Source organism: Pseudoalteromonas sp. SR44-2 (genome assembly GCF_014163745.1).
Lineage (GTDB): Bacteria > Pseudomonadota > Gammaproteobacteria > Enterobacterales > Alteromonadaceae > Pseudoalteromonas > Pseudoalteromonas distincta.
On sequence record NZ_JACJDW010000035.1, the window covers coordinates 13,956 to 37,977 of the forward strand.

The following is a 24,022-nucleotide window of genomic DNA, read 5'->3' on the forward strand; positions in this document are numbered from 1 at the left end:
TTATTCCTTGTTAATTTGTTCGCCAATTGCAATTTTGGCTATGTCTATTTCGTCACTGCTTGCACGGCTGTCTTTTTCGCACAATTGGTATAGTTCTTTTATTGTGACTCCATCAAGCTTTACAACGTTCAATTCTCGCTGCAAAAAAGTAATAATTTTATGTACTACCTTGTGAGCATGTAAAATAATGGCTTTATCTGCTTTGTCGCCTCGTTCGAAATAAAAGCCAATAAACTTATGTAACTGACTTATTCTGATCAAGTTTTTCATTGAATGTGGGTCCCACACTCTAAATTCCATAAAGCGATTGTTTTTTATGTATTGATCAACAATAACATCTTTAGCATAAGGCTGTGCCCATAGCTCAAAGCCTCTGTCGGTAAATACTTGGTGCAGCGCAATACGTGGCTTATGTTTGGTATGTATTTCACCTAAGTTATCTTCATAGCCTTCTAGTAAATCTAAGTTCCAATTGCGTTTATCTAAAAGTTGTTTAACTGCATTGTCGAACCCATGATCTAAAATTCCTTCTGATTCGCTTATTGATGAGGCAACAAGGTGATAAAAAGGAGGTAGTTCGCCCCAATTAATCTGTTTTTTAAACCAATTAATCTCTTTGAGTGTTGGATTACTTGGTAGTTGCGCTTTATTATGCGTGCCAGGCATTAACTTATCCTTACTGCTAGTTATGTTATAAGGATAAACTATTGCAGGAATTGTTTTAACAAAAAGTTACAACGGTTTGAGTATATAAATACGTAGACCGTAAATATGCGACTTATTATTCATTTACTATACGGATAAAGTAGTTATGGTAGAGCGCGATTTAAAAGAGTTTAAGTGTCCTCAGCAATTTGTGCAGTTTAAGCTTGCGCTTCGAAGTGCACAGTCATCAAAACAACGCATCACTTTTAGTCTTAATAAAGGTGAAAGTGCGAACGACATTGAACGTTTTTTGCAAAAAAATGCTTATAGTTACAATTTTGATAAACAACGTGGGTTGTTATTAGTGGAGCCATTACATGTTTGAATACGTAAAAACATGGTACGAAAGGAAGTTCTCGGATCCTCATTCGTCTACCTTATTATTTTTATTATTGGTATCAGTTGCCTTACTTTACTTTTTTGGCGCGTTAATTGTTCCTGTGCTTGTTGCACTGGTTATCGCTTATTTACTAGATTGGCCGGTTGTTCATTTAGAGCGTGTTGGCTTAAAACGTTTTACTGCAACAATTATTGTAATGTTGATATTTATTAGCATTATGCTCACTCTTATTTTAGTTATTGGCCCAGTGCTTTGGAAGCAAACCAGTAACTTAGTGCAAGAAACACCGCATATGCTAGAGCAGGGGAAGTCTTATTTAATGGCTTTACCTGAACAATACCCAAGTTTAATTAATATAGAACAAGTACAAGCTATTGTTGCAACCGTAGAAGCTAAAATTATTGAGTTTGGTCAAGCGGTGTTATCGTTTTCACTTACGTCTTTAAAAGATGTTGTTGCTTGGCTTATATATTTGGTACTTGTGCCGTTACTGGTGTTTTTTATGCTTAAAGATAAGCTGGAGCTGACAGGCAGTATAGCTAAACTGATCCCGCAGCAACGACGCTTGATTTTACAAGTGTGGAACGAAATGAACCAACAAATTATGAATTACATTCGCGGTAAAGTATTCGAAATTTTAATTGTTGGTGGTGTGTCTTTCATTGCATTTACTGTTTTAGATTTGCGCTATGCAGCTTTACTTGGTGTGCTTGTTGGCTTTTCGGTATTAATTCCATTTATTGGCGCGGCACTCGTCACTATTCCGGTAGCGGCAGTTGCACTGTTTCAGTTTGGATTAGAAACGCAGTTTTGGACCATTTTAATTATTTATGGAATTATTCAGGCGCTTGATGGCAATGTACTTGTACCGCTGTTGTTTTCTGAGGCAGTTGATTTAAATCCGGTATTTATAATTGTCGCGGTATTATTTTTTGGTGGTTTATGGGGGTTTTGGGGCGTATTTTTTGCCATCCCACTGGCCTCATTAGTAAAAGCGCTAATAACAGCTTGGTCGTCAACGCACGAAGAGATCAGCAAAGAGCTCAGTGAATAGTTAAGCAAACAGACTTTTAGTTTAAAAAAGCATAGTAAACGCACCTCTAGTGCTAATTGATTATTACTCATTACCTGTAAATTTATGTACTATTGGTAATAAGATATATTTTTTAGTAATAAGGTGCGTTTTTTAATGTCTGAGTTTTTATTGCACGATGAGCCAGTAAAACAAGTTTACCTTGATGCAAATGCAACGACCCCTGTGTTGCCTTGTATTGCTGATGTTGTTTCTCATACCATGCAAATATGTTTTGGTAATCCTTCAAGCCCGCACATCACAGGTATTCAAGCCAAGCATTTATTAGAACAAACACGTCAAAAGGCACGCACGGTTATTGGCGCAACTAATGGCGATATCCTATTTACCTCTGGTGCAACGGAGGGTATTCAAACTGCGGTGGTTTCTACATTAATTAATGCTAAAAAGCAGTCTATTAAAAACCCTGTATTATTATATGGCGCTACTGAGCATAAAGCGGTGCCAAATACACTCAAGCACTGGAATAGCGTACTTGACGTTAATGCTGAGGTGCTTGCTATTCCGGTTGATAGTAACGGTATTTTAGATTTAGATTTTATCGCAGAGCATATTAATAACGCTTTGATGATTTGCACCATGGCCGTTAATAACGAAACCGGTGTATATCAAGATTTACCCGCTATAGAGCAGGTAATTCGTAGCCGTAACAAAAATGTATCGTGGATGGTGGATTGCGTGCAGGCACTCGGTAAACAAGCGCTCGCACTGAGTAATACAACTATTGATTACGCTCCTTTTTCGGGGCATAAGCTTTACGCACCTAAAGGTATTGGCTTTTTATATATTCGTAGTGGCAGTGCGTACACACCTTTTATAGCGGGTGGCGGTCAAGAAAGTGGAATGCGTTCAGGCACCGAAAATCTACCCGGTATTGCAGGGTTAAATAAACTATTTAGTATGTTGCTTGATAAATCAGACGATACATTTAAACCAATTAGCATACTTAACTCTTATCGAAGCCAGTTACAAAGCGCGATAAAAGACACCTTTGGCGATATTACATTTAATCATGATTTTGCTTATAGCGTACCTACCACACTTAACTTTGCGGTAAACGATTTAACGAGCAAAGAAGTGATTGATTTATTTGATGCTGCGGGCATTCGCGTAAGTGGTGGTTCGGCTTGTAGTACGGGTGCATCTACAAGTTTTGTTTTAGATGCAATGGGTGCAAGTAAGTGGCAAAGCGAAAACGCGATTAGGCTATCGTTTGGACCTGCAGCAACACAACACGATATTGATGATGCTTGTGTGCGGATTCGCGCTCTTAAAGCAATACTACAGGCTAACTGTTTAATTGTATCTGATAGCACTACACCACAACAAGAAGTGTGCGCACTTGGCCTTACTCAGTTTAGGCACCAAGGAGCATGTAGTTGGCTTTATGTAAGCGATGATAAGCACGCAGTTATAATAGACCCGATTGTTGAGCTTATTCCGCGCTTTGAAAAAATAGCCAATACACAAAACTTAACTATATCAGCGGTGCTTAATACACATCTGCATCAAGAGCGAGAGTCAGCGACTCATTTATTAACCAGTGTTCTTGCATCAAGAGTTGTAAAAGGTGAAGTTGATGCTTTAGGTTGGCCACTAAATGCAGAAAGTATTAGCTTAGCAAATGACGTACTTGAAAAAGTAGCGACACCTGGGCACAGCAAAGATAGCGTAAGTTATTTATTAAAAAATAGTAATGGCGAAACGCGTTATTGTTTTTGTGGTGATTTAATTTTGCCTGCAGGGCTTGGCAATACATCGCTTATAGGTGGGGATGCAAAAGCAATGGCACGCTCTATTTTAGCAATAAGCGAGCAACTTAATAGCACCAGCATTATTTGCTCAGGGCACGACTACCAACAATGTTTTGCCATGAACTGGGCTGTACAACAAAACCAAACGCCATTACTCAATGCGTTAGTAAGCGGCAGTATTTCAGTTGATGAATTTACTATACAAAAGCAGCAGTACGACGCTTCAAAGCAAGTAAATAACACGCAATTGTGTGGTTATGTAAATGCATTGCCTGAGATTGATACACAGCAATTAAATTTTGATGACGCTAAAGTAATGTTAAACAGCAGCGATGCATATTTAATAGATACTCGGGAGCCGTATGAACATGGAGCAAATAATGTTGCTCAGTTATTTAATACACTTGATGAAAAAACATTAAATATACCGCTTAGCAGAATGGCAAATGCGGTATTTGAAGGGCAGTTAAGTAAAAATAACAACTATATTTTATTATGCCGCAGTGGTAACCGCTCAAAGGTTGCTGCGAGCAATTTAATGCAGCTAGGATACAAAACGGTTTATAATCTAAGTGGTGGGCTAGCGCTTAGTAATTAAGCAAAGATTGTAATTTATACAAAATCGGCTTTATAGCCGATTTTTTGTTTTTAAGGTTTATTTGTTTGCAAGGCAAACAATTACAGTAATTAGTGAATAACTATGAAAAGTAATTAGCAGCGCTTATAAAAATTCATTAATATTTCATTTTGATTGATTAAGCTATGCTGTTGCCTTTAAAATTACAGGTAAATTAATTTATAAAATTTTTATGATACCGGTGTCAAAAGCTAAAAATTGCGTTATCATCTGCACATAAAATTATAAACACAGCACTTTTTTTGCATTTTTAGTTATACTATTTGCGCTTTAATTTAGTGTGAATAAGTAGTATTAAGAGTTTTGCTTTTATAAAAAACATTTTTAAATCAATTGATTGAAAAAAATAGAGGATATTTCCATGTCTAACCGAACGCAACTAGCAAGTTGGCAAGCACTAGAACAAAGTGCAGCTAAGATGAAACAAACACATCTAAAAACGTTATTTGCACAAGATGACACGCGCTTTTCTCAGTTTTCGACTCAAGTACCAGGCGTATTATTCGACTATTCTAAGCAACTTATTGATAACGATGTTTTTGCTAACTTAATGTCGCTTGCTAAAGAATGCGATATTGCATCGTGGCGCGATAAAATGTTTAGCGGTGAAAAAATAAATATCACTGAGGACCGCTCAGTTTTGCATACGGCACTTCGTAATCGTGCTCACACTCCATTAATTGTTGATGGGGAAAACGTGACACAAGCCGTAGACAACGAATTAGCTAAAATTAAAGTGTTTGTAGAAAAAGTTCGTAGCGGTAAATGGTTAGGCTATACCGGCAAAGCGGTAAAAGATGTTGTAAGTATTGGTGTTGGTGGTTCTAACCTTGGCCCACAAATGGCAACTGAGGCATTAAAAGCACTTGCTGATGATACGTTAAATGTTCACTACGTATCTAATGCTGACGGTGTACAGATTTCGTCTATATTAAAAGCCATTGACCCTGAAACGACATTATTTGTTATTTCGTCAAAAACATTTACTACGTCAGAAACCATGACAAACGCAAAAACCGCGGTTGACTGGTTTTTACAAACAACAAAAGATGAAAGTACAATTGCAAAGCATTTTGTTGCAGTAAGTACAAATTTAGAAAAAACGGCAGCCTTTGGTATCAGCGACGAAAACGTATTCACTATGTGGGATTGGGTTGGTGGTCGCTTTTCACTTTGGAGTGCGATAGGCTTACCAATTGCTTTATATTTAGGCTACGACGCCTTTGAAGCAATTTTAGAAGGTGCGTTTGAAATAGACGAGCACTTTAAATCTGCGCCGTTTGAGCAAAATATACCATTAATTATGGCATTGCTTAGTGTATGGAATACGAGCTTTTTAGGTTATACAGCGCAAGCTATATTACCGTACGATCAAGCACTGCATATGTTGCCTGCGTATTTACAGCAAGGCGAAATGGAAAGTAACGGTAAACACGTTAACTTTGCAGGCGAAACGGTACCTTATACTACGGTTCCAATTATTTGGGGCATGACGGGTATTAATGGCCAGCATGCCTTTTATCAGTGTTTACACCAAGGTAATGTAATTGTACCTGCAGATTTTATTGCATCAGTTAAGCCACAAGTGAATGTTGATAAGCATCACGATATTTTATTATCGAACTTTTTTGCACAAACAGAAGCGATGATGAGTGGTGTAGATGCAGCGCAAGTTACAGCTGATTTCACCGCTAAGGGTAAATCGCAAGCAGAGATTGATGAGTTATTAAATCATAAAATTCATCAAGGCAATCGTCCTACAACGTCTATGCTATTAGATACAGTAGATGCTAAAACAGTGGGCCGTTTAATTGCACTGTATGAGCATAAGATATTTTGCCAAGGCATTATTTTAGAAATATGTTCGTTTGACCAATGGGGTGTAGAGCTGGGTAAAGGTTTAGCATCTAAAATTGAGAGTGAACTCACTGATGATAGCGTGAAACACGCTCATGATAGTTCTACAAACGGCTTAATGGCGTACTATAAACAAAACCGTACGCAGTAAAAAATTCGCTTACGCAAGTAAGTAAACCGAGTACCTTTGAACGGGTAGCGCTGGAGTGCTTAGGGTCTGTATTTTTGTGAGAGGAAATACAGGGCCCCTAAGGCTCATTTAATAAGCGCAATGATAAACAATAATAATAAATCATCGATACAGAACAATTCAGCAGGCTTTTATTTAAATACAGCTATAAAAGCCATCTAATCTAGTAATAAATAGGCATACCCGCGCATTTATTAAAATGTACTGGGTATCACAACGTAGAGAGTAACTATGCTTAATCCTTTTGATATTATAATTTTTGGGGGCGGTGGTGATCTTGCGTTACGCAAATTGCTACCTGCAATGTACAGAGCATATCAAGAAGGTAATTTACCTGAAGGCTCACGTATCCTACCAACAGTGCGCGAAGAATCGAAACGTGCTGAATACATAGAAACAGCGCATAAAGCATTACAAGAATTTTTAAGCAAAGGTGAGTTTAACGCTAAAGATTGGAAAGCGTTTTCTACTTTTTTAGTGCCAGTGGTAAGTAATGTTACAGAAGCAGACGACAACTGGGATGTGCTAAAAGGCATTTTAGATGAGCACGAAAGCACTAAGTCTCGCGTGTTTTACTTATCGCTTCCGCCTGCTGTTTACGGCACATGTTGTGAAATATTATCGACTAAAGGTTTAATTACACCTACATCACGCGTTGTTGTTGAAAAGCCAATTGGTTATTGCGGTGATTCTGCTGAAGCAATTAATGGAAAAATTGCAGAGTTTTTTAATGAAGAACAAATTTTCCGTATTGACCATTACTTAGGTAAAGAAACAGTACAAAACTTAATGGCGCTGCGTTTTTCAAACTCATTGTTTGAAAATATGTGGGATGCTAAATCTATTGATAATATTCAAATTAGCTTATCAGAAACGGTTGGCCTTGAAAGCCGCGCTGGTTTTTATGATAAAGCCGGTGCACTTCGTGACATGGTTCAAAACCACTTATTACAACTACTTTGCTTAGTTGCAATGGAGTCGCCTAATAAGCTTAACGCTAACAGCATTCGTAACGAAAAACTAAAAGTATTAGAAGCACTTCGCCCGCTTGTAGATGGTGATGTTGATGAAAATATTGTTCGTGGTCAATACGTACCAGGTGACTTAAGCGGTAAAATTGTACCGGGTTACTTAGAAGAGCTAAATGAAGGTTCTAGTAAAACAGAAACGTTTGTAGCTATTCGCGCGCATATTGATAACTGGCGCTGGGCAGGTGTTCCATTTTACCTTCGTACGGGTAAACGTATGGCTAAGCGCTGTGCAGAAATTGTGGTTGAATACAAAAAAGTATCTCACAATATCTACGAAGATAACGTGGGTAATATCGAGCCAAATCGTCTTGTTATTCGTTTGCAGCCAGAGGAAACAATTCAACTAACGCTTATGTCTAAGCGCCTTGATAATCTTCAAATGCAACTTGAGCCAGTAACAATGAATATCGAGCTTTCACAAGCTTACAGCAATGGTTTCCACTCAGATGCGTACAAGCGTTTAATGCTTGATGCCGCTGCTGATAACCCGTCGTTATTTATTCACCGTGATGAAGTTCGTCAAGCGTGGAAGTGGATTGATCCAATCATCGATCGTTGGCAAGACAAAGGCAAGCCTGCGCTTTACCGTGCTGGTAGCTGGGGACCTGATGATGCTGATGAATTATTGGCAGAAAACAATCATGTATGGTTTAACACAGGCGATAAGGTATAAGCATGGCAACACTAGTTGAGAAGTTTTTTGATGATAAAGACGCGTTATCAGCTGAGCTTTCTGCAACGCTTGAGCAATCATTACGTGATGGTATTAAAAACGATGGCCGTGCTGTATTAATGGTGTCGGGCGGCTCGTCTCCTGCGCCCGCTTATAAGCATTTATCAACGCTTGATTTAGATTGGCAACATGTTGATGTTGCTATGGTTGATGAGCGTTGGGTAGACCCAAGCCATGAAAAAAGTAATGAAGCATTTATTAAAAGTACTTTATTACAAAATCATGGTAGTGCTGCCAACTTTATTACTATGAAGAACGCTGCAGCAACGGCTCAACAGGGCGCACAAGAGTGTGAAGCGGCTTATAGCGAGCTAAAAAGCCCATATGATGTAACTATTTTAGGTATGGGTCCAGATGGCCATACAGCGTCGTTATTCCCAAATGCAGACGGTTTAGAGCATGGTTTAACAACTGAGCAAACAGTATGTGCAATTAATGCGATACAAAGTGATGTGACGGGTAGTATTACTGAGCGAATGACGCTTACGTTAAATGCCATTGCGCAATCTAAAGTGGTTAAGCTTTTAATTAGCGGCGAAGAAAAACTCGCTGTTTATAAGCAAGCAAAAGCGGGCGGCGATGTGAATGACATGCCACTACGCGCTGTGCTTAACCATCCAAGTATAAATATTGAAGTATATTGGGCACCTTAATTTAGATGCCAATTTAACTTTTAAAGGCTGCTTATATAAGCGGCCTTTTTTATTTGCTTAAATTTAAGCCTAAACACTGCAAAAAATAGCTTTGAACTGTTAACCAATGTTAATGAATAACTTTAATTTGTATTAAAATTAACCACGAAGTGTGTTGTTTTTGAACAAAACTTATGAGTTTGAGCTGTATGTTTTTTAGCAACGTTCAGATTTGGTTAAATTTTATTTTTTCATGGTTGTTGTCATAAAAGTTTCCCTTCCTTTTTTAGCTCAAAAGCATTAGCCTAAAGGCATTAACAATGAAACATATAAATTAAAATAAACGGAGCAGTAACATGGCGGAGCAACAAGTACAGCCTTTACACAACGAAAAACATGCCAACACTAAAATTCAAAACGGCATCAATGTAGAATTCATGAAAACTCAACACTTAGTGCCAGTAGTTGCACATGAGTTTGCACGTGTAGCAAACGAGTTTCCAATGTCATTCGTTAAAAATAACGAAACCGGCACTTTTCAAGCAGTTGCTATGTTTGGCTTAGAGCCAGGCGAAAACCTTTTTGTAGAAGATGGTAAATGGACTGCAGCATTTGCACCTATGGCATCTACTCGTTACCCACTGGGTTTAGTTAAACACCCAGATCAAGATCAATACGGTATCGTAATTGACGAAGCAAGTGCGCTTGTTGGTGAAGACGAAGGTAACGCATTATTTGAAAACGGCGAAGAAACAGATTACCTAAAACGTCGTAAAGAAGCGCTAGTATCATTTATTGAGTTTTCTCAAGTAACTGAAGCGTTCACTAAATTCCTTGCTGATAAAGAGCTACTAATTGCGCAAACGCTAACAGTAGACATTAAAGGCGAGAAAAAAGACATCAACGGTATTTACCTTATCGATGAGAAAAAACTAAACGAGTTAAGCGATGCTGATTTCTTAGAGCTTCGTAAACGTGGTTACTTAGCACCAATTTACTCGTTCTTAACGTCTACTCACCAAGTAGCACGTTTAGCGCGTTTAAAAGCTAAACAAGCTTAATTATACCAATTGCATTAAATTAGTGACCTATTATAGCGATAAGAAAATGGCTCAATAACAAGGCTAAAATTATGATACATAGTTGTTCTATATAAATAATTTTCAACGTAGTTAGTGAGCTATTTAATACGCTAGAATGACCATGTTTTTAATAAAATTGGTATTACAAACACGTAAAGTTTTAAAAAGCGCCTTAAGGCGCTTTTTTTATGCCATTAAACTCACTTTAGTTGAAATTAAGTCCGTAACCATTCACATTAGTTTATAACTTCCCCATAAAAGAACTCATTATGAAAACACCATTATTAGCGATTTTTGCGAGCAGCCTTGTTGCTTTAAGTAATAGCGCAGTAGCTGCAGAGACTCCTTTTGCCATTGCGATTCATGGTGGGGCAGGGACAATTGAAAAAGCACGATTTACACCCGCTCAAGAAAAAGAGTATCGTGCAAAATTAACGCAAGCAGTAGAGACAGGTTATGAAGTATTACACCAAGGCGGCGAAAGCTTAGATGCGGTGATTGCAGCAATTGCAGTATTAGAGCAATCCCCTTATTTTAATGCAGGGCGTGGAGCGGTATACACCTACGATGGCGGGCATGAGCTTGATGCATCCATAATGGATGGTCGAAACCGTGAAGCAGGCGCAGTTGCGGGTGTAAAGCATATTGAGAGCCCAATTAACTTAGCGCGTTTGGTAATGGATAACTCTGTACACGTAATGCTTAGTGGGCAAGGCGCTGAAGAGTTTGCTAAAGAGCAAGGTGTTGAGCTTGTCGAAAATAACTTATTTGATACCGAGCCTCGCTACAAAGCGCTTTTAAAAGCAAAACAAAAATTAGATAAAGCCAAAGCAACCAGTAAAGAGTACCAAGCCGCGCACAAAGCATTACCTAACTCTTACAAAATGGGCACGGTTGGCGCAGTGGCGCTTGATAAAAATGGTAATTTAGCGGCAGGTACATCAACAGGTGGTATGACCGCAAAACGTTATGGTCGTGTGGGGGATGCGCCGGTAATTGGGGCCGGAACATTTGCTGAAAATGAATCGTGCGCGGTATCGGCAACAGGGCATGGTGAATATTTTATTCGCTATAACGTAGCAAGCGATATATGTGCGCGAGTTAAGTACCAAGGTAAAACCATTGCTGAGGCAGGGGATGAAGTTATAAACGGCGTGCTTAAGCCTATTGGTGGCACTGGCGGCGTAATTATTATTGATACAAAGGGTAATATTAGCTTACCGTTTAATACCTCTGGCATGTATCGGGCAAGTAAATCGAATACGCAAGCGACCTACGTGGGCATTTTTAGTGACGAATAAGCCAACGTCATTTAATTTATTCAATGTAGTTAGCCCTGAAAATAATTGTTTAAAATAAATTTATTATTCACAGTTTAGTTCAATAGCAGCGTTTATATAACAAACAACCCCGCGTTATGCATTTTGTAGGATTAACCCCAGCCGTTTAATTTGATACAATTACGGCTCTTTAACTAATTTTATAAGGTATGCGGGTGGTAAACCTAGGTCAGTTGTTTGGCGAGCTAAAAACGTGCTTAAAAAAAGATCAATTCATTTTCAAAAAACGCTTACATGGCGTAAAAAAAATAACCGATGAAAACAAGCATGCCAACGCGCTTGAAAAAATAGCGGCTGATATAACCCGTAGCCAAGAATTACGCGATAAACGCTTAGCTGGCCTCCCTAAAGTGACTTACCCTGAGCAATTGCCGGTAAGTCAAAAAAAGGAATTAATTAAAGACGCCATTGCAAATAACCAAGTGGTTATTATTGCTGGTGAGACGGGCTCAGGCAAAACAACGCAAATACCTAAAATGTGTTTAGAGCTTGGTCGTGGTGTTGATGGTTTAATTGGTCATACGCAACCACGTCGATTAGCAGCGCGTACTGTGGCTAATCGTATTGCTGAAGAAATGAAGTGTGAACTTGGTCAGCAAGTTGGCTTTAAAATTCGTTTTAGCGATCAGGTATCTAATAATACGTATATTAAATTAATGACCGACGGTATTTTGCTGGCTGAAATTCAGCAAGACCGTTTTTTAAATCAATACGACACGATTATTATTGATGAAGCGCATGAGCGTAGTTTAAATATTGATTTTATTTTAGGTTACTTAAAAAACCTGCTTCCAAAACGCCCTGATTTAAAAATAATAATTACCTCAGCGACTATCGATCCTGAGCGTTTTTCAAAGCACTTTGATGATGCGCCCATTATAGAAGTATCGGGTCGTACTTTCCCTGTTGATGTGCGCTACAACCCTATTACTGATATTAATAAAGATGATATGGAAGCGGAGGGCGATCAGCTACAAGGTATTTTTGATGCCGTTGATGAGCTGTGCGCTGAAGGCCCTGGCGATATTCTCATATTTTTAAATGGTGAGCGTGAAATACGCGATACCGCAGATGCACTTAGCAAGCGTAATTTAAAACACACCGATGTATTGCCACTTTACTCGCGTTTATCTAACGCAGAGCAAAACCGTATATTTGCGCCGCATTCTCGTCGTCATATTATTTTATCGACTAACGTAGCCGAAACGTCACTCACCGTGCCAGGTATTCGTTATGTAATAGACCCAGGTACTGCGCGTATAAGTCGCTACAGCTATCGTACAAAAGTACAGCGCCTACCAATAGAGCCTATATCGCAAGCAAGTGCTAATCAGCGTATGGGTCGTTGTGGACGTGTTGAAGCGGGTATTTGTATTAGGTTGTATTCTGAGGATGATTTTTTATCACGTCCAGAGTTTACCGACCCTGAAATACTGCGTACTAACCTTGCGTCTGTTATTTTACAAATGTTGGCGCTAGGGCTTGGTGATATGGCGCAATTCCCGTTTGTACAAGCGCCAGATAGCCGCAATATTAATGATGGCCTAACATTGCTTGAAGAGCTACAAGCGGTAAAACCAGCTAAACGCGATAGTAAAACCAGCCTAACTCAATCGGGCAGAGAGCTTAGTCGATTACCCGTTGACCCACGTTTAGCAAAAATGGTGCTAACAGCCCATAAACTTGGCGCATTGCGTGAAGTGATTATTATTGTGGCGGCGTTGTCTATTCAAGACCCACGTGAACGCCCACAAGAAAAACGTGCTGCTGCCAATGAAAAACACGGTCGTTTTGATGATCCAGATTCTGATTTTATCGCTTTTTTAAACTTATGGAATTACCTAGAAGAGCAGCAAAGCGAGCTGACTAATAGCCAATTTAGAAAGCTGTGTCAAAAAGACTTCTTAGCCTATATGCGCCTGCGTGAATGGCAAGATATTGTTTATCAAATAAGTACTGTGTGTAACGAAATGGGCATGAAAGCAACCAGCCAAGCGGCTGATGGCGAACTTGTTCACAAAGCGTTGTTAAGCGGGATGCTAAGCCATATTGGCTTTAAAGATGAAAAACAAATATACAAAGGCGCACGTAATAGTCAGTTTCATATTTTTCCGGGTTCAGGTTTATTTAAAAAGAGCCCTAAATGGATCATGTCAGCGGAGCTGGTAGAGACAAGTAAGTTATATGCCCGCACAAATGCAAAAATAGACATTAACTGGGTAGAACCATTAGCACAGCACTTAGTTAAACGTAGTTACACAGAACCTCATTGGGAGAAAAAGCCAGGTGCGGTAATCGCGTTTGAACAGCAAACTTTATACGGCTTACTTGTTGTAAATAAACGCCGCTGTGTTTATAGCAACATAGACCCTAAAGTGAGTCGAGAGCTTTTTGTGCGCACTGCATTAGTTGAGCAAGAACTGGGCTTAAACGAGGGCTTTTTAGCGTTTAACCGTGAGCTAATAGAAGATATTCAAGTTCTGGAAAATAAGTCACGTCGTCGTGATATTTTAGTTGATGAGCAAACGTTATTTGAGTTTTACGATAAAAAAATACCCAAAGAAATTAATAACCGCGCTGCATTTTTAAAATGGTATAAAACACAAAAGCAACAAAATAAACATTACCTACACATGACTCGTGAAGAGTTAATGCAGCATGGTGCAAGTAATATCACTGAGTTTGACTACCCTGACACATGGCAGCAAGACAATATTATATTGCCGCTTGCTTATCATTTCGACCCAGGCCAAGCAGTTGATGGCGTTGCGGTACAAATACCGGTCGCGCTGTTGAATCAAGTACAAGAAAGTGGTTTTGACTGGCACATACCCGCATTTAGGCATGAGCTAATAAGTGGGCTTATAAAGTCATTGCCTAAATCACTTCGTCGTAATTTTGTGCCAGCACCAAACTATGCTGATGCAGTGCTGGCAGCTATTGAGCCAATGCAAGGTAGCTTAATTGATGCTTTAGCCACGCGTTTATTAAGAATGACAGGTGTGAGGGTTGATCCCGAGGCGTGGGATTTAACCGCACTTGCACCGCATTTACGATTGCAGTTTGAAGTACGTGATGAACACGATAAGTTACTTGCTCGTGGACTTGATTTAGCCAAACTTAAAGCAGAGCTGCAAGGTGAAGTAACCGAAACACTGTCTAAAGTAGCCGATAAAGGCATTGAAAAGTCAGACCTAACACAATGGGATTTTGGTGAGTTACCCGCTTCATACGTTAAAAAGCAAGGTCAATATGAGATAAAAGCATACCCTGCGCTGGTGGATAAAAAATCAGCCGCTGCAGTGGAGCTTTTTGATAGCGAAGCAAAAGCGCAGCAAGCACATCAACAAGGTTTGCGCCGTTTAGTACTATTGAATGTGCCATCGCCAATTAAGTACTTACAACAAAACTTACCGAATAAGGCAAAGCTGGGTTTGTACTTTAACCCATTTGGTAAAATAGCTGATTTAATTGATGACTGTATTGCCGCAGGTGTTGATAGCTTATTAGTAAAACACGGTGATATACGCGACGAAAAAGCATTTGAAACAGTAAAAGAGCAAATACGCGGTGAGCTGGGCGATGCCGTTGTATCGATTGCAACGCAAGTTGAGCAAGTATTAAGTATTGCTCATGCGCTGCATAAAAAAATGAAAGGGCGCGTTGATTTAACCATGATAACCGCGCACGGCGATATTAAGTCACAGCTTGAGTCACTTATATTTAAAGGTTTTGTGAGCGCGCATGGCGCAGATAAAATAGCGGATTTAATTCGTTATTTAAAAGCGATTCAAAAACGTTTAGAAAAGCTGCCTGTGGATCCAAATCGTGATAGGTTATGCGTACTAGAGCTAGATAAAGTTGCGCAAGAGTATAAAAAAGTAGTTAATAAAACGCCTAAAGGGTTGCCTATACCACAAGAGGTAACCGCTATTTTTTGGATGCAACAGGAGCTTAGAGTGTCGTTATTTGCTCAAACACTAGGAACGCCTTACCCAATTTCAGCCAAGCGGGTACTTAATGCGATAAAAGAGATAGAATAAAACTTGCATTTTCTATTAAGCTTAGTACCTTAATAGAAGGATTTATTTTTGTTTTGAAAAGGAAGCGACATAGTTATGTCCTCATCGATTGAACATAAAACAAAGCGACTTTTAGTGGTAGATGACGAGTATTTTAATTTTGAAATGCTCAAAGCCGCACTAGCGTCGAAATTTGATGTTAGTTACGCAGATTCAGGGCAAAGCTGCCTTGCATCAGCAATTGCGAGTCCGCCAGATATAATTTTGCTTGATGTTTGTATGCCTGGTCTTGATGGTTATGATACATGCCGAATGCTGAAGCACACACCTGAAACAAAAAATATTCCTGTTGTTATGGTATCGGGCCTAGAGTCCCCATCTGAAAAACAAGCAGGGTTTGATGCTGGTTGTAACGCGTATGTTGTAAAGCCATTTTCAGTGGGTGCTTTGTTGGAAGAAATTAACACGGTTGTTTAGAGGTAACATATGTTTACTGATGATAAGCGAAATTTTAGACGCATGCAGATTAACACTCCTGCAAATTTAACAACGATAGAACCAATAGCGGGTTTAAATTTTGCCGCAGAGTGCGTGGATTTAAGTGCAACAGGTTTATCAATTCATTTAGATGAATTGCTTGAACCTAATACCTTACTGACGGTGAACATTGATTCGACTCATCCAAGTATTGCGCCTTTAAATGCAACAGCAAAAGTAATACGTGCCAGCAAAGAAGATGATGGCACGGTAACAGCAGGTCTTGAAATCATTGAGTTTAACTAAATCGAATTCAGTTAAACTCAATAGTAGATATTAAAAAACCTTACAGATTAAGCCTTTTAAGTAAAAGCCTTCAGGGTAGCTGCCAGCAATTGGGTGATCGGCTGCCTGGTTTAATCGCTCCATTATCAGTAGGTCTTTACCTGCATCAAGTGCTGCATCGGCTACTACTTTTTGAAACAAGTTTTGTTCCATTAAACCAGAGCATGAGAATGTTAATAGTGTTCCGCCTGGTTTTAGTATTTGCATGGCAATCATGTTGATATCTTTATAGCCACGACACGCGCCCGTTAGCTGCGCTTTATTATCAGCAAATTTTGGTGGGTCCATTACGATAGTATCAAATTGTCTACCTTCGTCGCGGTATTGGCGTAATAATTTAAATACATCCTGCTTTACAAAGCTCACTTTGTTTAAATCTAAGTTATTATGCTCAACATTACGTTTTGCTGTATCTAAAGCGGGTTGCGATACATCTACGTTAGTTACATGCTCACATCCACCACGCAGGGCATACAACGAGAATGTACCTGTGTAACTAAAGCAGTTAAGGACAGTTTTACCTTTTGAGAAGCGCTCAAGTGCAGCACGGCTGTCACGCTGATCTAAGTAAAATCCTGTTTTGTGACCTTCAATTATATCAACTTCGATTTTTAAGCCGTTTTCTTCAATAAGCACAGGCTCTTTTGGTTCATTGCCCCAAAGTGCGCCTTTAATTGGTTCTAAGCCTTCTTTAGTACGTACATCTACGTCAGAACGCTCATATATGCTAGAGCCGGGGAAAATAGACATCAATGCGCCTACAATCTCGCCTTTATGGCGCTCGGCACCGGCGCTTAATAGCTGGCACACTAATACATTGTCAAATTTATCTATTGTAACGCCTGGTAAGTAATCAGACTCAGCAGCACATAATCTAAAGCCCGTTAACCCGCCTTCTTCAATAACTTGGCTACGGGCTTCTAATGAGCGACGTAAACGGCGTTCAAAAAAGTGTTGATCGATGACTTCTTTTTCGTCAAAGCTCCAAACACGTGCACGAATTAGTGAGTGAGGGCTATATGCAGCAGTTGCTAAAAACTTACCTTCGCTGTCGTGAATCGTTACTGTGTCGCCTAATCCAGGTTTACCTTTAATTTTTTTGATGGCTTTTGAAAATAACCAAGGGTGTTTTCTTTTTAATGATTTATCGCGACCAGCTTGTAGGTAAACGGCAGATGACATAAGGCTTCTCAGTAGTAATAAATAAGCGCTGTATTTTAGTCAAGCGAGGAGCAACATACAATGAATGTTTTGCAAGGGGGGCATAAAGCACGGTAAAGTATGCATAATTCATTGATTAATTAGCTTTTTGGAACCTAACTTTGTCTGACGTCGCTTTAAGCCCTGATTTAGAAATACTTGACTCACAATGTAGAGGGTTTATCGCCTCTTTAGTGCATGCAGATGTAGCTCATGACATTACTCACATAGAGCGAGTGGTGCGCGTTGCAATACAGTTATGTAATGCGGAGCAGGCAAACATGTCAGTAGTATTACCTGCAGCGTGGATGCACGACTGTGTGGCGGTGGCTAAAAACCACCCTGATCGTGCAAAAGCCTCTACTATGGCAGCCGATAAGGCGTTGGGGTTTTTAAAATCGATTAATTATGATGAATCACTCTTTGATGAGATTCATCATGCTATTGCGGCGCATAGCTTCAGCGCAAATATAAAAATTAAAACAGTTGAAGCGCAAATAGTACAAGATGCCGACAGAATGGATGCACTGGGCGCTATTGGCGTTAGCCGATGCATGAAAGTTGGTGGCTCAATTGGACGGCTATTATATAACCCAAATGACCCTTTTTGTGTTGAACGCGAGGCTGATGATAAAACATACACGCTTGATCACTTTTTCATAAAGTTATTACATATTGCCGATAGTATGAATACGCCATCAGCTAAAGCAGAGGCGAACAGACGAACAAGGTATATGCATGAATTTTTAGAGCAATTAAAGTCAGAAATTGGTGAGTGACGTGAATAATACAAGCATACCGAAATTATCTGGCATTGATCATTGCCATTTAAATGTTGATAACTTATTGAGTGCCGTTAATTGGTATGAGCGGGTTTTAGGTTTTAGTGTAGTGCCAGAGCTGGCCTTTTGGAATGAGCAAGGGCGAGGCCCTTTAACACTTGAAGATACTAGTTCAACCACTCGTTTAGCATTATTTGAAGGAGAGGGGCGCAGTAAAGGGATTGCATTTTTGGCCTCTGGGGATCAATTTATTCAATGGCGTATTCATCTTGAGAGTTTAAATATAAAAGTAGTTTTAGCAGATCATGGTGTAACGTTTTCTATGTACTTTAAAGATGAAAGTGGCAATAGCCATGAAATTACGTCCCATGACTATCGTTATATAAAATCTTATTACCCAAATGTTGAGCTTGGCTCTCATAATGTTAAAAAGAATTAGCTTTCTTGATTTGCATTTTTAATAGCAATAATGTCGTCTAAGTTTTTTACAAATAGTTCGATTAGAGCTGGGTCGAAATGAGTTCCGGCTTGCTCTTGCATATGCAAAACTGTTTTCTCTACGCTCCAAGCCTCTTTATAAGGGCGTTTTGAGGTAAGTGCATCAAATACGTCAGCTATAGCAACAATTCTACCTTCAACTGATATTTCTTCGCCTTTTATCCCGTTAGGGTAGCCTGAGCCATCCCATTTTTCGTGGTGTTCAATTGCAAGTGTATGCGCAAGTTGTAGTAAAGGAGATGATGAGTTTGCTAAAATTTGCGCGCCAATGGTGGCGTGTTCTTTCATATGATCAAACTCTTCAGAGGTTAACTTTCCAGGTTTGAGTAGGATAGCGTCAGGAATACCTATTTTCCCTACATCGTGCATTGGGGCGGCTTGACGTAAAAGTTCTGCACGTTGCTCATCCATACCTAGTGCTAACGCTAATACTTTACTGTATTGGCTCATGCGCACTATGTGTTCACCCGTGTCGGTGTCTTTATATTCAGCTGCACGGCCTAGACGTGCGACTAAATCTACATGAGCTTGCTTTAATTGCTCTGCTTGTACTAGCGACAAGTGAGTATTAACCCTTGCTCTTACAATGGCAGGGCTTATTGGTTTAGTAATATAATCTACTGCGCCTAACTCAAAACCTTTGTATTCATCGCTTTCATCGCCAAGTGCAGTTACAAAAATAATGGGGATGTGTGATGTTTTGGGATTTTTCTTAACTATTTGGCACACTTCAAAGCCATTCATATCTGGCATCATTATGTCGAGCAAAATTAGTTTTGGTAGTTCTTTTTCAAGTAGTGCCAGTGCGGCATCACCCGATTTAGCAAACGACATACGATATTGATTACCTAACACTTCGCGCATTACTTTTAGATTTGCAGGCTCATCGTCAACAATTAATACCCGTGGCCTATCTGTCGTAAAATCCATTAATTAATACTCATTCATTGTTTGTTAGTCTTTCAAGTAAGGTGTCTAGTATTACGTGTGCTTTATCAAAATCAAATTCATCAAAGGCTTCGGCTATATCATCAACTTCATTTTGAAAGGTAGAAGGTGCGCCGCGTTGCAACTTTGCGAGTACTTCATCATTTAATTCTGCGTTTTGCGCATCTTGATGAAGTGTTTCACACAAGTGCTTAATCTCATCTATTGATAGAGTGTCGGAGCTATCATCTTTAGGCGTGCTATTTGGCTCATCGCAAGTATTTGATGACAGTAGTTGCGTTATAATAAGTAGTTCGTTTTTGATATCGTCTAAAAGACTAATAACTTTAGCATCACTTTGCTTGTGCTCTAAATCGGTTAATAACTTCATTAACGTTGTTAGCCCTAAGTTACCAGCAACACCTTTGAGTGTGTGAATGAGGCTATCGACATCTTTTATGTTTGATAATTTATCATTAAATAATCTCTCAAACCGCTTATCACTATCACTAACAAACTTAGTAATCTCTGTAAGTTGCTTACACTTAGAGCCCCAAAGTGCTAATCCTTTTTCAAAATCTATATGCTGCGCTTTAGGATCGCTTTGCGATATAACCATTTCTTTTGCAATACCAAGCCCCAGCACTTGCGCTATTTCTTGGTTAAGCTGGTTTATATCGACGGGTTTATTGGCAAAGCCATTCATGCCTGCTTTTTTAGCCGTAAGCTTATCTTGCTGTAATACGCTTGCTGTGAGCGCGATAATTGGCGTGTACTTTAGCTGCCTTTGGTTTTCTATTGCTCTTATTTTTTGTGCTGCTTGTATGCCATCACACAATGGCATATGTATATCCATTAATATGACATCAAAGTCTTGCTCTTCAAATACTTTAATCGCTTCAAGTCCGTTTGACGCTTTGGTAACTGAATGCTGATCGCGTGACAGAAGCAAAGACAGTAGTTCTGTATTTTGCTCTATATCATCAACTACTAGTAGTCTAAGTGCAGGCAGTTGGGTGTGTAGACCATCAAAATAATCAATTTTAGATTCGTCACCTAAAGTAAGTGGCAATGAAAAGTAAAAACAGGTGCCTTTACCTAGCTCACTTACTAAGTTTATTGTTCCGCCCATAAGCTCTACAAGTTGTTTACTTATAGTTGTACCAAGGCCTGTACCACCAAAGCGGCGGGTAGTAGTGCCATCGGCTTGTTCAAAAGGTTGAAATACAGCTTGAATACGATCTTTTGCAATACCAATTCCGGTATCTTGCACTTCAAAAAACAGATGCTGATTTTGTGTCATGCCAACGGTGACCGTAACAGAGCCTTCTTCGGTGAACTTAATCGCGTTACCAATTAGATTAGTGAGTACTTGTCTGAGTCGATCTGGGTCGCCGTAGTACGTAGAACTTACTGATTCTTTAATATGGAGTTTAAGTTCTAAATCTTTCTTTTTAGCTTCTAGCCAAAAAGTAGAAATAATACTGTCTATCACTGGTTTTAAGCTAAAGTGGACTGGCTCAATGGTGAGCTTACCGCGTTCTAGTTTTGCGGAATCGAGAATTTCATTTAACAATCTTAGCAATGAACGCGCTGCATTATTTACGGTAACCAAGTGCTTTTGTTGTTCTTGATCAAGTGGGGTATCCATTAATAGATCGCTGAAACCTATTATAGAATTCATTGGGGTGCGTATTTCATGGCTCATATTAGCCATAAAAGATTGCTTTGCATGAGCAGCTTCTTCAGCTTTAAATTTAGCTTGCTCTAGTTTTTCTTCATATTCTTTGCGTTCAGTAATATCGACTAAAACACCATCAATCCACTTTGGGTTGCCTTGAGCATCAAAGTCGATACTCCCTTTATCTAACAACCACAAAATTTTGCCATTTCTATGTCTAATTCGGTATTCAATAGAATATTGAGACTTTGCATCAACAGCTTTAGTGACTTCATCAACTATTTGTTTTTGGTCTGATTTCAAGACCAAGTCATTAAACTCGATACAATGCTCTGTAAACTCATTTGGGTTATACCCTGTAAGCTCAATTATATTTGGACTAATAAATAACATAGTCCAGTTGTCATCAAACTTGCATCTAAACGCGACTCCGGGCATGTTATCGATAAGAGAGCGGTATTTTTGTTCTTTCTCTTCTAAACTTTGCTGCAAAGCGCGTTGTTCGGTCAAGTCGGTAATAAAGCCAACATATAAAGGGTTATGGCCCGGCTGATTTACTTCGCCTATACCTAAGCGAATAGGAAAAACATGTCCGTTCATGTGTTTTGCATATACATCACGGTTTATGCCTATTATTTTACCTAGATCAACATTGTGAGCATTTAAGAGGTATTCGTCGTGGTGCTTGGCAATGTTATCGTCCATTAGCATTTTTACGTTTTTGCCTTGAACTTGGTTTTCTTGCCAGCCAAAAATTTTACTTGCGGCTTCATTAAAACTTAAAATAATACCAGCATGGTCAATGGTAACAATGCCATCTATAGCGGTACCTAAAATAGCATTTAGACGGGATTCTTTTGCCGACTTCTCCTCAAGTAGCATGCGATAGCGAACCATACCATTTATTACACCAACCACGCTTGTAATCGCGATAGTTGCTGTGGCGACTGCAATGGCGATAAAAGTTAGTCCTGCTGTTGCGTTAGCATCATCATAGATTAGTGGCGATGTAGCTACAAAACGTGTAGCGGCCATACCCATATAGTGCATACCAGCAACAGCACACCCTAAAATAACAGCGCTAATTGAGTTATTTTGAAGAGGTGATAAAGAGGGTAAAAAACGCTCAAGATTAAAGCGACTGTAAAGGGCTATAAAGGAGAGGGTTACAGCAACAATGATTGATAACGCAAATATAAATGGATCATATCTAAGTAAAGGAGCAAGATCCATTGCAGCCATGCCGCTATAATGCATAGTGCCAATGCCAGCTCCTAGTAACACGGAGCAAATCGACAATACTTTTAAATTCCCTTTACTATTTACTAGCATTGATACTGCGTACTGACATGCTATAAATGCTGGTATAAAAGAAAGGAGAGTGATTGTTGGATCATAATCAATATTAGTACACAGTGAAAAGGCAAGCATACCAATAAAGTGCATACTCCAAATACCAGCCGAAAAAACGGTAGCAGCGGTCACATTTGCTAAACGTTGGTAGCTAGGAAATTGAGTTTCTTTTGCGAGCTCTATAAGTCGAATGGTGAAAAAGGCTGCAAAAATAGCAATTAGCAATGACATTGAAACTAATAGAGGATCGTAAACGCCATTAATGATTAAGCTAGGATCTTGGTCTGTGATAAAAAAAGCTGATAACATAATGGCTCAAAATATAATCTTTATTTATCAAGTCTAATCTAATTAATTAATAAATAAACCGTTAATTCAATGAAGTGAATAAAATAACGAATTTATTACTTTTAGTTTTCTTTTATTTATCAGGGATTAGTTTTTTAGTTGGTGTTTTTTATTCTAATGTATTGCCTGTCACAGGACTAAGTTAGATTTATATGGTCATATTTAAGTTTCTATCGAGTAACCTTAAGAAAACTAATGAATTGGCTTAACTAAGCGAAAATTACACTTTATTTGGTTTTATTAATTGCTGGTGAATTTTCTCGTAGCAATATCATTAATGAGTATGAAAGTGTTTGAATATCAGTTAAAGAAAAGTATAAAACGTAAAACGGTTGCCATTAAAGTACATAACAAAAAGGTGACTGTATATGCCCCTCAGTTTGTTAGTAACAAACACATTCAAGAATGGCTTTTTGATAAGCAGGTGTGGGTAAATGCTCAATTAACTAAACAGCACAATATTGCTGATAGCAGACAGAACCCGCTCAAAGACAAACAAATTTTAATCTTTGATAGCATTGTAAACATAGAATTTAAGCAAGGTACTAAGTCCGAAGTACTAAACTGTAACGACAGCTTGCTTATTACACACTCTTCGCGCGTTAAAAATACTTCGCAAAAATATCAGCAACTTCTTGAAGAATATTTAAAAGAGCAACTAACTGCATATATAGAAATGCGTTTAGCGTACTTCTGCGCACAAATGGGTGAAGAATTACCTACGAGTCTAAAAGTAGCTATTTATAAGCGAAAGTGGGGAAGTTGTAATAGTAAGCGAGAGCTAACATTTAATTTGCATTTAATCGGAGCGCCTTATCATGCTATTGATTATGTGATTGTCCACGAGTTAGCGCATTTACGTCACTTAAACCACAGTAAAGCTTTTTGGCAACACGTTGAGCATTTTTTTCCTAATTATAAAGCATCATCAACATGGCTAAAGAAAAACAGTATGAGTTTACAATGGGTGTTTTGAAGTTAACCTGAATATAGGA

General features: G+C 39.0%; 18 protein-coding genes. 14 read left to right on the top strand and 4 right to left on the bottom strand.

The window, feature by feature from the left end:
• Positions 1–666: a hypothetical protein gene (locus tag H5115_RS16945; RefSeq protein ID WP_024597628.1), complete on the bottom strand. Its 666-nt coding sequence runs from the start codon at positions 664–666 to the stop codon at positions 1–3.
• 145 nt (positions 667–811) lie between these two features.
• Here H5115_RS16945 and H5115_RS16950 point away from each other — a divergent pair, with 145 nt between their 5' ends.
• The 11 genes from H5115_RS16950 to H5115_RS17000 all read left to right on the top strand — a co-directional run bounded on the left by H5115_RS16950 (position 812) and on the right by H5115_RS17000 (position 16,199).
• A complete protein-coding gene (locus tag H5115_RS16950; protein WP_002961455.1) occupies positions 812–1,030 on the top strand; it encodes a sulfurtransferase TusA family protein in 219 nt (72 codons plus the stop codon).
• Positions 1,023–2,099, top strand: coding sequence for an AI-2E family transporter (locus H5115_RS16955; RefSeq protein WP_024606584.1), 1,077 nt, complete (start codon positions 1,023–1,025; stop codon positions 2,097–2,099). Before H5115_RS16950 ends, H5115_RS16955 begins: the two co-directional genes overlap by 8 nt.
• A 135-nt stretch (positions 2,100–2,234) precedes the next feature.
• The gene (locus tag H5115_RS16960; RefSeq protein ID WP_182756450.1) at positions 2,235–4,490 is read left to right on the top strand and encodes an aminotransferase class V-fold PLP-dependent enzyme; all 2,256 of its coding nucleotides are present in this window, start codon (positions 2,235–2,237) and stop codon (positions 4,488–4,490) included.
• Positions 4,491–4,890: 400 nt separating this feature from the next.
• Positions 4,891–6,537, top strand: a complete 1,647-nt coding sequence (gene pgi / locus H5115_RS16965) for a glucose-6-phosphate isomerase (protein ID WP_182756452.1) — start codon at positions 4,891–4,893, stop codon at positions 6,535–6,537.
• Between the two features lie 270 nt (positions 6,538–6,807).
• Entirely contained in the window at positions 6,808–8,280 is a 1,473-nt protein-coding gene (gene zwf, locus H5115_RS16970) for a glucose-6-phosphate dehydrogenase (RefSeq protein ID WP_182756454.1), read from the top strand.
• Between the two features lie 2 nt (positions 8,281–8,282).
• Entirely contained in the window at positions 8,283–8,993 is a 711-nt protein-coding gene (pgl, locus tag H5115_RS16975; RefSeq protein WP_182756456.1) for a 6-phosphogluconolactonase, read from the top strand.
• Between the two features lie 335 nt (positions 8,994–9,328).
• Positions 9,329–10,033, top strand: a complete 705-nt coding sequence (locus tag H5115_RS16980) for a SapC family protein (RefSeq protein WP_024597622.1) — start codon at positions 9,329–9,331, stop codon at positions 10,031–10,033.
• Between the two features lie 290 nt (positions 10,034–10,323).
• A complete protein-coding gene (locus H5115_RS16985; protein WP_182756457.1) occupies positions 10,324–11,355 on the top strand; it encodes an isoaspartyl peptidase/L-asparaginase family protein in 1,032 nt (343 codons plus the stop codon).
• A 194-nt stretch (positions 11,356–11,549) separates the two neighbouring features.
• Positions 11,550–15,437 (top strand): ATP-dependent RNA helicase HrpA, encoded by a 3,888-nt coding sequence (gene hrpA, locus H5115_RS16990; RefSeq protein ID WP_182756459.1) that lies wholly within the window; start codon positions 11,550–11,552, stop codon positions 15,435–15,437.
• 75 nt (positions 15,438–15,512) lie between these two features.
• Positions 15,513–15,893: a PleD family two-component system response regulator gene (locus H5115_RS16995; RefSeq protein ID WP_024597850.1), complete on the top strand. Its 381-nt coding sequence runs from the start codon at positions 15,513–15,515 to the stop codon at positions 15,891–15,893.
• Between the two features lie 9 nt (positions 15,894–15,902).
• Positions 15,903–16,199: a PilZ domain-containing protein gene (locus H5115_RS17000; RefSeq protein ID WP_149602406.1), complete on the top strand. Its 297-nt coding sequence runs from the start codon at positions 15,903–15,905 to the stop codon at positions 16,197–16,199.
• Between the two features lie 30 nt (positions 16,200–16,229).
• Here H5115_RS17000 and H5115_RS17005 read toward each other — a convergent pair whose 3' ends face one another.
• Positions 16,230–17,420: a class I SAM-dependent methyltransferase gene (locus H5115_RS17005; protein WP_182756461.1), complete on the bottom strand. Its 1,191-nt coding sequence runs from the start codon at positions 17,418–17,420 to the stop codon at positions 16,230–16,232.
• A gap of 140 nt (positions 17,421–17,560) precedes the next feature.
• Here H5115_RS17005 and H5115_RS17010 point away from each other — a divergent pair, with 140 nt between their 5' ends.
• Together H5115_RS17010 and H5115_RS17015 are read left to right on the top strand one after the other, a co-directional pair.
• Positions 17,561–18,217, top strand: a complete 657-nt coding sequence (locus H5115_RS17010; protein WP_182756463.1) for an HD domain-containing protein — start codon at positions 17,561–17,563, stop codon at positions 18,215–18,217.
• Between the two features lies 1 nt (position 18,218).
• Positions 18,219–18,659, top strand: a complete 441-nt coding sequence (locus H5115_RS17015) for a VOC family protein (protein WP_182756465.1) — start codon at positions 18,219–18,221, stop codon at positions 18,657–18,659.
• Here H5115_RS17015 and H5115_RS17020 read toward each other — a convergent pair.
• Together H5115_RS17020 and H5115_RS17025 are read right to left on the bottom strand one after the other, a co-directional pair.
• Positions 18,656–19,648: a two-component system response regulator gene (locus H5115_RS17020; protein WP_182756466.1), complete on the bottom strand. Its 993-nt coding sequence runs from the start codon at positions 19,646–19,648 to the stop codon at positions 18,656–18,658. The two genes, H5115_RS17015 and H5115_RS17020, sit on opposite strands and share 4 nt — an antisense overlap.
• Positions 19,649–19,658: 10 nt before the next feature.
• Positions 19,659–22,988: an MHYT domain-containing protein gene (locus tag H5115_RS17025; RefSeq protein ID WP_182756468.1), complete on the bottom strand. Its 3,330-nt coding sequence runs from the start codon at positions 22,986–22,988 to the stop codon at positions 19,659–19,661.
• 316 nt (positions 22,989–23,304) lie between these two features.
• Between H5115_RS17025 and H5115_RS17030 the strand changes: the two genes are divergently transcribed.
• Positions 23,305–24,003: a M48 family metallopeptidase gene (locus H5115_RS17030; protein WP_002961435.1), complete on the top strand. Its 699-nt coding sequence runs from the start codon at positions 23,305–23,307 to the stop codon at positions 24,001–24,003.
• The last annotated feature ends 19 nt before the right edge of the window (positions 24,004–24,022 follow it).